The sequence below is a fragment of the Alcaligenes sp. GCM10023179 genome (assembly GCF_042653705.1).
GTDB classification, from domain to species: domain Bacteria; phylum Pseudomonadota; class Gammaproteobacteria; order Burkholderiales; family Burkholderiaceae_B; genus Alcaligenes; species Alcaligenes phenolicus.
This window is the reverse complement of record NZ_JBHSIQ010000001.1, coordinates 1,481,883-1,494,315: the sequence shown is the minus strand read 5'-3', so window position 1 is coordinate 1,494,315 and position 12,433 is coordinate 1,481,883. Positions and strand designations below refer to the sequence as shown.

13 protein-coding genes are annotated in these 12,433 nt (G+C 57.9%); all 13 read right to left on the bottom strand.

Annotation, left to right across the window (positions count from 1 at the left end):
• Positions 1-52 precede the first annotated feature (52 nt).
• Positions 53-1,303, bottom strand: coding sequence for an MFS transporter (locus ACFPDR_RS06710; protein ID WP_137430209.1), 1,251 nt, complete (start codon positions 1,301-1,303; stop codon positions 53-55).
• Between the two features lie 5 nt (positions 1,304-1,308).
• Positions 1,309-1,881, bottom strand: a complete 573-nt coding sequence (gene pgsA / locus ACFPDR_RS06705) for a CDP-diacylglycerol--glycerol-3-phosphate 3-phosphatidyltransferase (RefSeq protein WP_026482947.1) — start codon at positions 1,879-1,881, stop codon at positions 1,309-1,311.
• 39 nt (positions 1,882-1,920) lie between these two features.
• A complete protein-coding gene (gene uvrC / locus ACFPDR_RS06700; protein ID WP_035272716.1) occupies positions 1,921-3,744 on the bottom strand; it encodes an excinuclease ABC subunit UvrC in 1,824 nt (607 codons plus the stop codon).
• Positions 3,707-4,762 (bottom strand): beta-N-acetylhexosaminidase, encoded by a 1,056-nt coding sequence (gene nagZ / locus ACFPDR_RS06695; RefSeq protein WP_009455966.1) that lies wholly within the window; start codon positions 4,760-4,762, stop codon positions 3,707-3,709. Before nagZ ends, uvrC begins: the two co-directional genes overlap by 38 nt.
• Entirely contained in the window at positions 4,759-5,217 is a 459-nt protein-coding gene (acpS, locus tag ACFPDR_RS06690) for a holo-ACP synthase (protein ID WP_060185274.1), read from the bottom strand. The genes nagZ and acpS overlap by 4 nt, the downstream gene beginning before the upstream one ends.
• 131 nt (positions 5,218-5,348) lie before the next feature.
• Entirely contained in the window at positions 5,349-6,662 is a 1,314-nt protein-coding gene (gene paaK, locus ACFPDR_RS06685) for a phenylacetate--CoA ligase PaaK (protein WP_009455971.1), read from the bottom strand.
• 74 nt (positions 6,663-6,736) lie between these two features.
• Positions 6,737-7,198, bottom strand: coding sequence for a hydroxyphenylacetyl-CoA thioesterase PaaI (gene paaI / locus ACFPDR_RS06680; RefSeq protein WP_009455979.1), 462 nt, complete (start codon positions 7,196-7,198; stop codon positions 6,737-6,739).
• Positions 7,198-7,989 (bottom strand): 2-(1,2-epoxy-1,2-dihydrophenyl)acetyl-CoA isomerase PaaG, encoded by a 792-nt coding sequence (gene paaG / locus ACFPDR_RS06675; protein WP_060185275.1) that lies wholly within the window; start codon positions 7,987-7,989, stop codon positions 7,198-7,200. Before paaG ends, paaI begins: the two co-directional genes overlap by 1 nt.
• A gap of 14 nt (positions 7,990-8,003) precedes the next feature.
• Positions 8,004-9,668 carry a phenylacetic acid degradation protein PaaN gene (gene paaN / locus ACFPDR_RS06670; RefSeq protein ID WP_022983271.1) on the bottom strand — a complete coding sequence of 555 codons (1,665 nt, stop codon included), beginning with the start codon at positions 9,666-9,668 and terminating at the stop codon, positions 8,004-8,006.
• 83 nt (positions 9,669-9,751) lie between these two features.
• Positions 9,752-10,834 carry a 1,2-phenylacetyl-CoA epoxidase subunit PaaE gene (gene paaE / locus ACFPDR_RS06665; protein WP_376910926.1) on the bottom strand — a complete coding sequence of 361 codons (1,083 nt, stop codon included), beginning with the start codon at positions 10,832-10,834 and terminating at the stop codon, positions 9,752-9,754.
• Between the two features lie 4 nt (positions 10,835-10,838).
• The gene (gene paaD, locus ACFPDR_RS06660) at positions 10,839-11,339 is read right to left on the bottom strand and encodes a 1,2-phenylacetyl-CoA epoxidase subunit PaaD (protein WP_060185316.1); all 501 of its coding nucleotides are present in this window, start codon (positions 11,337-11,339) and stop codon (positions 10,839-10,841) included.
• Between the two features lie 5 nt (positions 11,340-11,344).
• On the bottom strand, positions 11,345-12,109 hold the full coding sequence (paaC, locus tag ACFPDR_RS06655) for a 1,2-phenylacetyl-CoA epoxidase subunit PaaC (protein WP_035272706.1): 765 nt from the start codon (positions 12,107-12,109) through the stop codon (positions 11,345-11,347).
• An 8-nt stretch (positions 12,110-12,117) separates the two neighbouring features.
• Positions 12,118-12,402 carry a 1,2-phenylacetyl-CoA epoxidase subunit PaaB gene (paaB, locus tag ACFPDR_RS06650; RefSeq protein ID WP_003799192.1) on the bottom strand — a complete coding sequence of 95 codons (285 nt, stop codon included), beginning with the start codon at positions 12,400-12,402 and terminating at the stop codon, positions 12,118-12,120.
• Positions 12,403-12,433: the final 31 nt, after the last annotated feature.

Genomic DNA, 12,433 nt, shown 5'->3' with positions numbered 1-12,433 from the left:
TGGGGTTTTCTTTTATGGCCTTGCGAAGAGGCCTTGCATAGCAGCAAGCAGATCAGGACTTGGTCGCGCGGCTTACTGTAGAGGCCACATACACAGCCAAACCGGCCGCGGTCCAATACCCGATGGCGGCACCATACCAGGGAGCCTGGGTCAGACCCACGTCCAGCAGCAAACCAAAGCCCACTGGTGCCAGGGAAGAACCTACGTCCATGCCCGAGTACACCAGGCCATACACTGCGCCGGTAGACCCTTTGGGGGTAACACGGCGTATCAGCATGTCCCGCGATGGCGAGGCAATGCCCGAGCAGAAACCAGCCGCCCCCACCACAAACAAAGCCAGCGAAGGCATGACCCAACCTGCCCCCAGTACCAGCAACAAAGCGCCCGATACGCACAGGGACACAAACACAATCAATTCAGAACGTGGTGTCGTGGAAGCAATAAAACCACCCACAAACATGCCCGCTGCCGAAGCCAGCATGAAGCCGGACAAGGCCGTACCCGCCGTTACCTTATCAATGCCATAGGTGTTGTGCAGCATAGGAATGGTGTAATTCTGCACCACGGCCATCGCTGCTGTAGCAAAGGCAAAGAACAGGAAGGCACCCCACAAGGAAGGACGCGACAACAAGGTAGACAAGGTCGTCCAGACCGACTCCTTGGCCTGCGGACGCGCAGGCGCTGCTCCCGAGGCCGTGCGCCCTGCCAAAGCATCCCGGTTCATCAGAACCAGCACCAGAATAGCCGCAATCAGGGCTGCCGCCGACAGTACAGCAACGCGCCAGTTGAAATAGATGGTCAGCGTGGTGATAAACACCGGCGTCAGGGCCCAGCCCAGATTCCCAGTCAAACCATGTGCGCTAAAAGCGTGGCCCAAACGAGCCGGGCTGACACGATGATTCAGGATGGAGTAATCCACCGGGTGGAACACGGCATTGCCCACGCCACCGATCAAGGCAGCTGCCAACAGCATTCCATAGCCATTGGCCGTCCCGATCAGCAAGGCCGCCACCACAAAACAGGACAGACCCACTTTCAGGACCGGCAAGGCTCCGATACGGTCAACCAGAAAACCGGAAGAGGCCTGCCCAAAACAGGACACCAGATAAAAGGTGGTCACCAGACCACCCAAGGTCAGGAAGTCGTAACCGAACTCTTGGCCAAGGGAAATATACAGTGTGGGCAGAATCAGCTGAAAGAAGTGCGAACTGGCGTGTGCGATACCGATAACGCCAATAACCCGCCAGTCCTGTGAACCGTCAGGCCCCGCCCCATCCAGCGTCGTTGTTGATGAATTAGCCATTTATCTTAGAGCTGCTTTTTCTTGATTTCCGGCCAGGCCTTCTGCAAGTAATAGCACATGGACCAGACCGTGAGAACCGCGGCCACAATAATCAGGGCTTGCCCAATAATCCGTGTCGGCAGGCCCATGACAGGCGACCAGTACAACAAACAAGGAATGGCAACCATTTGCGCGGCGGTTTTGAATTTACCCAAGCGATGAACTGCCACACTACCACTGGCACCAATCTTGGCCATCCATTCCCGCAATGCCGAAATGGTGATTTCACGGCCAATAATAATCAGGGCGATAAAAGCATCCACACGGCCCAGATCCAGCAAGACCAGCAAAGCGGCACTGACCATGAGTTTGTCCGCAACCGGGTCCAGGAAGGCCCCGAATGAGGACGTCTGGTTCCAGCGGCGAGCCAGCCAGCCGTCAAACCAATCCGTTGCGGCGGCCACGATAAACACCGAAGCGGCCCACAGATCGCGTGTTTCCATGCTCAGCCAATCCGCTGGCAGATAAAACAGGGCGACGATCAAGGGGATCAGAACGATGCGAAGCCACGTCAGGGCTATGGGCAGATTAAAAGGCATAGCTTGGATACCAACCTAATTTAAAACAAAGGCTCTCGCCTATCGTAAAGCATGATAAATGCGTTCGGCCAGTTCAGTGGATATTCCATCAACCGCACTAAGCTCATCAATACTTGCGTCCGCAACGCCACTAAAACCACCAAAGCGAGCCAGCAGACGCTGACGCCGTTTGGCGCCAATCCCGTCAATATCTTCCAGGCGTGACACATTGCGCGTTTTGGCACGTTGGGCACGCATGCCCGTAATGGCAAAACGGTGCGCTTCGTCACGCACCTGAGCGACCAGCATCAGTGCCGCCGACTCCACACCCAAAGCCACAGGCGGGCGATCATCGGCAAATACCAGGGTTTCCAGACCTACTTTACGCTTTTCACCCTTGGCAACGCCGACCAGGACGTGAATATCCAGGCCCAGTTCCACAAAAACCTGGCGGGCAATTTCCACCTGCCCCTTGCCACCGTCGATCAACACAATGTCGGGCAAAGGCGCCAAACCTTCGGCAACCCGCGAGAAACGTCGGTTCAGCACTTGGCGCATGGCCGCATAATCATCGCCGGGCGTGATGCCTGCAATGTTGTAGCGGCGATAAAGCGAGTTCTGCATCTCGTGGTGTTTATAAACCACACACGAGGCTTGGGTGGCCTCCCCTGCTGTATGGCTGATATCGAAACATTCAATGTGCAGGGTATCAAGCTGGGCCTCATCCAGGTCCAGTTGCAGGGCTTCGGCCAGGGCTCGGGTACGGTCAGCACGAGCGGTGGATTCGCTCAGCACACGGGCCAAGGCCAGGCCGGCATTCTTGGTGGCCTGCTCCAGCCAGATCTTGCGTACCCCTTGGGGGCGCACCACCACACGCGCCTTCACACCGGTTTGCTCAGCCAGCAATGGCATCAGGTCTGCATCAGGCAAAGCGTGCGAACAAACCAGAACCGGCGGCATGCGGCGCTCCAGATAGTGCTGGGCGATAAACGCGGCCAGCACATCACTAGGGGTGTCATCGTTGATTTGGGTGGGGAAGAAAGCACGGTCACCCAAGTGACGGCCGCCACGCACCATGGCCAGGTTCACACAGAACTTACCACCGGCGTTCAGCACCACAATAATGTCTACGTCTTCCTTGCCCACCTGCTCCATGCTTTGCTGCTGCAGTACGGCGGACAGGGCTTTCATCTGGTCGCGCAAAATCGCTGCCTGCTCGAAATCCAGCGAGTCCGAAGCCTGCATCATGCGCTCTTGCAGCTCGCCCAGAATTTCAGAGGTATTCCCGTCCAGAAAGCTGATGGCGCGCTGCACATCCAGCTGATACTGCTCGGGCGCGATCAAGTTCACACAGGGGGCCGAACAGCGCCCGATCTGATGCAGCAAACAGGGACGGCTGCGGTTGGCGTAAACGCTGTCTTCACAGGTCCGCAAACGAAACACCCGTTGCAGAATCTGAATGGTTTCACGCACCGCCCAGGAGTTGGGATAAGGGCCGAAAAAATGCCCTTTCCCGCTGGTACTGCCCCGGTAATAGGCAATACGCGGCGCCTGATGGGCGCTGATCATCAGGTAGGGGTAGGACTTGTCGTCCCGGAAAAGAATGTTGTAGCGCGGCCGCAGGCGCTTGATAAGGTTATTTTCCAGCAGCAAGGCCTCGGCCTCGCTGCGGGTAACGGTTACCTCGATGCGCGCGACGCGCGCCACCATATGGGCAATACGGGGACTGCTCAGCGTTTTCTGGAAGTACGAGCTGACACGGCGCTTGAGATCACGCGCCTTGCCCACATACAGTACCTCGCCCTGTTCGTCGATATGCCGGTACACGCCCGGCAGATTCGGCAAATCAGACAGAAAGGATTTTAGATTGAAGTCCGCGGGCATATTGATAGTGTTCATCCGCTTGCAAAGCGTCCCAATCCAAGGCTGGCGTCGTCGGCATCAGACGACGGATGCGATTTTGTGATTCCTCGGAAATCGTGAAATCCAGGCGCGAGAGCAGATCGTCGGCCAGATCGGGACGATTGCATACCAGCACCATGTCACAACCGGCACCCAGGGCAGCCTGAGCACGTGCCAGGATATCGCCCACGACAGTGGCGCCTTCCATGGTCAGGTCGTCGGAAAAAATCACGCCGTCATAAGCCAGGGCCTTGCGCAGCACACGCTGAATCCAGTATGACGAAAAGCCGGCTGGCAGCGGGTCCACTTTGGAATAAATCACGTGTGCCGGCATCACCGAAGGTAGCTGCAAGGTGCCCAGCCAGCCATAAGGAGCGGCATCCTCGTCCAGAATCTCTTCCAGCGTACGGTCGTCAACGGGAATCTCGTGATGCGAATCTGCCTCTACGCCGCCATGGCCAGGAAAGTGCTTGCCGCAGGCAGCCATACCGGCCTTGTTCAGACCACGTATCAAGCCAGCCGCCAACATGGAGACGGCACGGGGATTACGGTGGAAAGAGCGATCACCAATCACCTTGCTGACACCCCAGTCCAGATCCAGTACCGGCGTAAAGCTCATATCCACGCCGCAAGCGCGCAGCTCGGCCGCCAGCACATAGCCCGTATCGGCGGCAACAGCAGCGGCCTTGACCGCATCGCGCGTCCACAGTTGCCCCAACTGGCTCATGGCGGGCAGCGTGGTAAAGCCATCCTCGCGGAAACGCTGTACCCGCCCCCCCTCGTGGTCCACGGCGATCAGCAAAGGCTCATCCCGCGCTTCGTGAATGGACTGGCACAGGGCGGTCAGCTGAGCACGATTTTCAAAGTTGCGGCTGAACAGGATTACGCCACCGACCAGAGGGTGACGCAGGCGCTCTCGCTCCTGATCCGTCAGGACCATGCCCTGCACGTCCACCATGACCGGGCCCGGAGGCAGCACTGCTTGCGAGGAAGAACTCATTTAGTATCAGACTCAGCTAAGGATAAGGAAGGAATGGCAGGCGCTTTGGCTTCCAGCACCACAAAGGCCATGGCCATATCGGATTCATCTGTCAGGGAAATATGAACGGCCCCGAAGCGGGCGTCAAACCAGTCTTGCAAATCAGCAGACAGGCGCACTACCGGGCGGCCACCAGGCGCGTTCAAGGTTTGCATGCGTGACCAGGCCATAGGCATGCGCATGCCCAGCCCCACCGCTTTGGAAAAAGCCTCCTTGGCTGCGAAACGGGTGGCCAGATAGCGCAGGCCGCGCACCGGGTCGCGTGCCTGACGGCGGGCATAGACCTCTCGCTCCTGCTCGCCCAGAATGCGCTTTACAAAGCGATCACCATGACGAGCCAAGGCGCGCTCGATCCGCTCGATACGGATCAGGTCGGTGCCGATGCCGGCAATCAAACCGGACGGTATTGGGGGCATGATGTCATCAGAAAAAATACTGCAAAAGCGGCCTGGGCCGCCTACCAGCTTGCAATGATACCGTGAGAGCACGGAATACAAAAACGGCCCTGCCAGAGCAGAGCCGTTTTTTTGACGTCAATCCGCCAGACTTAGAACGCGCGCTTGTCGATCACACGTTTGGCTTTGCCCGTCACGGTACGCTCGACCATGCCGGAGGACTGCACACGAATTCGTGCGCTGACACCGATAAAGGTCTTGATGGAGTGGCTCAGACGACGGGCCATTTGCTCACGCTCGGCGTCGTTCAGGTGATTGAACTCGGGACGCACTTCAACCAGAATTTCCAGTTCGTCCATATTGCCGTTACGGCTCAATACCAACTGATACTGGGCGGCCAGCTCGGGCATCTTCAGAACCAGTTCTTCGACCTGGGTCGGGAACAGGTTCACGCCACGCACAATGACCATATCGTCGCTGCGGCCCGTAATCTTGCCAATACGGCGCATGCTGCGCGAAGTGGGCGGCAACAGTTGTGTCAGGTCGCGAGTGCGGTAGCGAATGACGGGCATGGCTTCCTTGCTCAGCGAGGTAAAGACCAGTTCGCCACTTTCACCCTCAGCCACAGGCTCGCCGGTTTCAGGGTTGATGATTTCGGGGTAGAAATGGTCTTCCCATACCACTGGGCCGTCCTTGCTTTCCACACACTCCATGGCCACGCCCGGGCCCATCACTTCGGACAGACCGTAGATGTCCACGGCGTCGATGCCAGCGCGCTGCTCAATATCCAGACGCATCTGGCCGGTCCAGGGCTCGGCACCAAAAATACCGATACGCAAGGAGGTATCGCGGGGGTCCATGCCCTGGCGCTCGATCTCTTCGACGATATTGCAGAAGTACGAAGGGGTAACCAGAATCACGTCGGGACGGAAATCCTGAATCAGCTGAACTTGTTTTTCAGTCTGGCCACCGGACATGGGAACCACAGTACAACCCAGGCGCTCGGCACCGTAGTGCGCACCCAGACCGCCAGTGAACAGGCCGTAGCCGTAAGCCACGTGGGCAATATCACCGGGGCGGGCACCGGCGGCCCACATGGAACGGGCAAACAGATCGGCCCAGGTGGAGATGTCATTGGCGGTATAGCCAACCACGGTTGGCTTGCCCGTGGTGCCACTGGAAGCGTGCACGCGTGCTACCTGTTCACGGGGAACCGCAAACATCTTGAAGGGGTAGTTGTCACGCAGGTCCTGCTTGGTCGTGAAAGGGAACTTGGAAATGTCCGACAACTGCTTCAAATCGTCGGGGTGCACGCCCGCTTCGTCAAATTTCTGCCGATAGTGCGGCACATTCTCGTAAGCATGCTTTAGCGTCCATTTCAGACGCTCCAGCTGCAAGTTGCGGATTTCGTCAACACTTGCATGCTCAATGGCATCGCGGCCAACCTGTTCTTTAATTGCTGTCATGGTGTACTCCTGCCCTGCCGCTGGTGTGGTACTTCCGACCCCCCCGGGTCTACAGGGTATGTATCGTCAAAAAATTATTTTTTTTCAATCCCGCCCAGTACCGTGCCATTCAGCCGGTACGAGCGCCCACGGAACAAGGCAACGCGCTTGTTGTTCTGGTTGACCACCTCGATGTCATACACCCCGGTGCGACCGGCCAGGGAGGCCTCGACCGCACGAGCGGTCAGGACGTCTCCTTCAAAGGCAGGAGCCAGGTAATCGATAGTGCAGCCGGACGCAACAGTCGGTGCATTGCGAGAATTGCAGGCAAACGCAAAGGTGCTGTCAGCCAACGCAAAAATGAAACCACCGTGACAGGTCTTGTGCCCGTTGAGCATGTCGGCGCGCACCGTCATGCTCATGTCGGCCTTGCCCGGTGCCACGCTATCCAGGCTCAGGCCCAAAGCCTGAGATGCCTGGTCATTGCCATACATATGGTCACTGACCTGCTCGGCCAGTGCTTGTGGGTCTTCAACAGCCATTGCGTTGCTTTGCATTACTTTCCTTTAAATTGGGGGGCACGCTTGCCCAGGAATGCATTAACACCCTCGCGGTAATCCTCGGATGCACCCAGTTCACGCATCAAGTCGCGCTCCAGATCCAACTGTTGATCAAGCGAATGGGCATCACTGGCATAAATCGCTTTCTTGGCGTAAGCCAGACCTTTGGTCGGTGCCTGCGCAAAATGGGCGGCCAGTTCGTTCAGGCGAGCCTGGAAAGCGTCATCGTCCACGCATTCCCAGATCAGGCCCCACTGCTCTGCCTGCTCGGCCGAGAGCTTGTCACCCAGCAAAGACAGGCCCATCGCGCGTGCCGTGCCCACCAGACGAGGCAGGAAGAAGGTACCGCCAGTGTCAGGCAGCAAGCCCAGGCGGCAGAATGGCTGGATAAAGCTGGCCGAACGAGTGGCGATCACGATGTCGCCGGCCAGAGCCAGGTTCGCGCCAGCACCGGCGGCCACACCATTGACACCCACCACCACAGGGGCCGCCAGCGCACGCAGACGGCGCACCAGCGGTGCGTAGAATTTTTCAATGGTGGCACCCAGATCCACGGGGGCATCGCCCGCGCTCATCTGACGCTCGGACAGGTCCTGGCCGGCGCAAAAGCCACGGCCATTACCGGTCAGAATCAGTACGCGCAGATCCGCACACTGTTCCACTTTATCCAGGGCCTGAGCCAGCTCACCGTGCATATCGGCCGTAAAGCTGTTGAGCTTGTCGGGACGATTCAAGGTAATGCGTGCTACGCCATTTTCCAGCTGAAATTGAATACTTTGGTCAGTCACCTGGCCACCCTCCTTTAGAAATGCCAGCGAGTCTGAACGACACGGAAACGGTTAGCAACATAGGCCGAATCCGACAGGGATGCGTTGGCAGCCGGGTTGGCGCCAGTGCCGTGGAAGTCGCTATAGGCTGCGGTCTGGTTGATGAACACAGCGCCGGTCAGGTTCAGGGACAGGGACACGCCGGAACGCTCGGCCATGCGCTGAATCTTGGCGGTCACGGCATCATCGGTGCTGTAAGCCGACAAGGTCAGTGCGCCGTGCTCGATCACGTTGCGACCTGCCACTTCAATGCTTTGCTCGGTCGAATCGGTTTGCACCACAAAAACGATGGGGCCGAACCATTCTTGTTGAATCTCGGGCTGATCCACACGGGCCTGCAAAACCAACGGTGTACGTACGCGGGCACCGGGGAATGCGGGGTGTTCCAGCGTCTGGCTGTCAGCCAGGATAGGCATGCCCAATTGGCGAGCCTGATCAATACGCTGTGCGCAGGCTTCGTTTTGCACGGCACCCGTAATTTCAACGGCACGGGCCGGATCGGACACCAGCTTTTGCACTGCCTGGGCCAGACCTTGAGCCACTTCGTCAAAGCTCATCACGCCATCGGCAGTACGGATACCGTCACGAGGCACGTAAATGTTTTGAGGGGCGGTACACATCTGGCCGGAGTACAGCGCAAAGGAGAACGCCAGGTTGCGGGCAACCGCCTTGAAATCTTCAACCGAATCAATAATCACCTGGTTCACACCGGCTTTTTCGGTGTAGACCAAGGCGTGGCGAGCATTTTCTTCCAACCAGTTACCGTTCTGGCTGCTGCCGGTAAAGTCGATCAGCTTGACGGCCTTGTTCAGTGCCAGTTGCTGGGCGGTGTCTTCCGATGGCTCGTGAGCGGCCAGCAAGACCACATTAGGATTGAAACCGGCTTCGGCCAGCACTTCGCGGGCGACAGCAACGGTAATGGCCAAAGGCAGAATCGCGCCAGGGTGCGGCTTCACAATTACGGTGTTACCGGTTGCCAGCGAGGCAAACAGACCGGGGTAACCGTTCCAGGTCGGGAAGGTGGAGCAACCAATCACCAGACCAATGCCACGGGGCACGACTTTGAACTGTTTCTTCATCTGGATGGGATCGTGCTTGCCCTGGGGCTTGATCCAGTCAACCAGACCGGGGATACGGGACATTTCCTGCCAGGCATAGGCCACGGCTTCCAGCGCACGTTCCTGAGCGTGAGGGCCACCGGCCTGGAAGGCCATCATGAAGCCCTGACCCGTGGTGTGCTGCACAGCGTGAGCGATCTCGAAGCTGCGCTGATTCAAGCGATGCAGGATTTCCAGGCAAATGCCAACCCAGGCTTGCGGGCCAGCATCGCGCCAGCTGTCCAGCGCCAGTTGCGACTGAGCCAGCAATTGGTCCACCGGCACTTTGGGGTAGCTAATGCCCAGATCAAAACCAAAAGGCGATTGCTCGTTGCCGACTTCACCTTGTGCGCCTTCCAGCGTCAAGGGAAAGGCTTTGCCACGGTAGGCTTCAAAAGCAGCCTGACCATCCTGAGCCGCGGTTTCACCGTAGGCGCGCGGGCTGGGATTTTCAGGATAAGCGCTCCAGAAGTTGCGCTCCAGAATACTGCTCAAAGCCTGATCCAGTGTTGCCTGATGCGTCTTGAAAAAATCTGCTGCCATACAATGTGCTCCTGAAACTAGTAGGACGCCAAGCTGGGAAGCTGGCGTCCAGATTCTTGAAAAACCGCTATGTTGCTGCGGTCTTAGGTTTCCTGATCGAAGTCAATCACCACCCGGTCGGTAACCGGAAAGCTTTGGCAACTGAGCACGAAACCGCGGGCTACTTCGTAATCTTCCAATGCAAAGTTGGCGTCCATGTCCACTTCGCCCTCTACCACTTTGCAACGGCAGGTAGAACAAACCCCACCTTTACAGGAGTAAGGCAATTCCAGCCCTTGCTCCAGTGCCGCATCCAAAATGCTGCTGTTGCTTTTGCTGATAGTCAGGTTGCGGGTAATGCCGTCCTGAATCACGGTCAGCTCGCACTCTTCCTTGCCCGGAGCCTTGCACGACTCTTCGCCCGTACGTAGTGCTCGTGGGCCTTTGGGAGCGCCGAACAGCTCGAACTTGATCTGGGATTTTTCCAGGCCGTTTTCCTGCAAAGCAGCAACCACCTGCTCGCTCATGTCCTGGGGACCACACACAAAGGCCACATCCACACTGGCCGGGTCAAACCATTGCTGCATCAGCTGACGCACTTTTTCGCCATCCAGACGGCCGTTGAACAGGTCGATATCCTGCGTTTCCCGGCTCATGATATACACGATGGAGAAACGTTCCATATAGGTGTTTTTCAGGTCCTCGATCTCTTCGCGGAACATGATGGCCGAGGAAGCACGGTTACCGAAAAACAGCGTGAAAGTGGACTTGGGCTCGGTATCCAGCGCGGTTTTTACCAGCGACAGAATCGGTGTAATGCCACTACCGACCGCAAAGGCGGCGTAACGGTGAGCCTGGCTGGGATCAAAGTCCACGGTGAAGTTGCCATCAGGCGGCATCACTTCCAGGGTGGCGCCCGCTTCCAGATGACTATTGGCCCAGGTGGAGAAAGCGCCATCATTCACACGCTTGATCGCCACGCGCAGCAACCGATCGTGCGGAGCCGCACAGATCGAGTAGGAGCGGCGCAATTCCTGGCCATCCAGGTGAGTGCGCAAGGTCAGGTACTGACCGGGACGAAACTGAAACACATCCTGCAAATCCTCGGGCACGGTAAAGGCCACCACCACGGCGTCGCGGGTGCTGCGGGAGACCGAGGCCACAGGAAGAGAATAAAACTGACTCATAGGACTAATGCGCCTTAAAGTAATCGAATGGTTCACCGCAGCTGATGCAGCGATACAGCGCTTTACAGGGTGTGGAGCCAAACTGGCTGATCACCCGTGTATGCGTGGAGCTGCATTGAGGACAGGCCACCACGGGCGCCTCGGGCTGACGCAGCAAACCAGAAATATCAACCGCACTTTGGGCCGGAGGAGCGATACCGTAGTCGCGCAAGGCCAGCTTGCCCTGCTCGCTCATCCAATCGGTCGTCCAGGCCGGTGACAACTTGGTATCCACCCGAACCTGCTCGATACCGGCCTGTTGCAAGGCCTGTTCAATCGAGTGGCTCATTTCGTACATCGCCGGACAACCGGAGTAGGTCGGTGTGATGGTGACCACACACACGTCCTGCTCCCAACTCACGTCACGCACAATGCCCAGGTCCAGCAGGGAGATCACGGGGATCTCCGGGTCTGGAACCGTGGCCAGCACTTGCATGACCTGCTCGGTGCTCCAGGTCTGTGTCATGGCGATCACCAAGTGGCGTCAGGATACATACGTGGCAGGTGCTGCATTTCTGCCAACAGAAACCCTAACGCTTCCGTGTGACGGCCTTGCGGACCACCACGGTAGGCCTTGTGCTGAGCATCCTGCTCGGCCGGGCAACGCAAGGTGGCGCGCTCCAGCGCATTCTGGATGTACTCCAGGCAAGGCTGCCACAGGCTGGCCATCAACGGCACAGCCTGACGCTGAGCCAGTTCCTCGGTGACCTCGTCATCCAGGAACAGCTCACCCAGGTAGAACCAGGCATCATCAATGGCTTTTTGCATGCGCTTGTGGCTTTCCGGGGTGCCATCACCCAGGCGCACGATCAAGTCGGTCGAGCGGCGCAGGTGATACAGCACTTCTTTATGCGCCTTCTGGGCAATCTCGCGAATCTGCTCGTCGCTGGATTCGATCAACTGCTCCAGCAGGAAGCAATGCCAGGCATCAAACAGGAACTGACGTGCCAGCGTGTCGCCGTAGTGACCATTCTCACGCTCCACCAACAAGTAGTTGGTGTACTCGTGGACGTCTCGGTGATAGGCCAGACGATCTTCGTCCCGGCCCTGACCTTCGGTCTCACCTGCCAGTGTCAGCCACATACGGGCCTGGCCCAGCAAGTCCAGTGCCGTATTGGCACAGGCCAGTTCTTCTTCCAGAGCCGGGCCGTGGCCAGTCCACTCACCCAGGCGCTGAGCCAGCACCAGGGTGGAATCGCCCATGCGCAGGGCGTAGGAAAACAAAGCTTTGTCCATACCAGTTCCTACATATTGATGCCGTCAGGCATGGGGAAAAACGTAGGGTGACGGTAGACCTTGGTGTTGGATGGCTCGAACAGCGGGCCTTTGTCACCAGGGCTGGAAGCAGCGATATCGGCTGCACGTACGACCCAGATGCTCACGCCTTCGTTACGGCGGGTGTACACATCACGGGCATTGTTGATGGCCATTTCGGCGTCCGGAGCATGCAGGCTGCCTACGTGCTTGTGGGCCAAGCCATGCTGGCTGCGAATGAAAACTTCCCACAGGGGCCAATCGTTCTTGCTCATAACTGAAAATTCCTTGCTGTGCAGCGGCGCT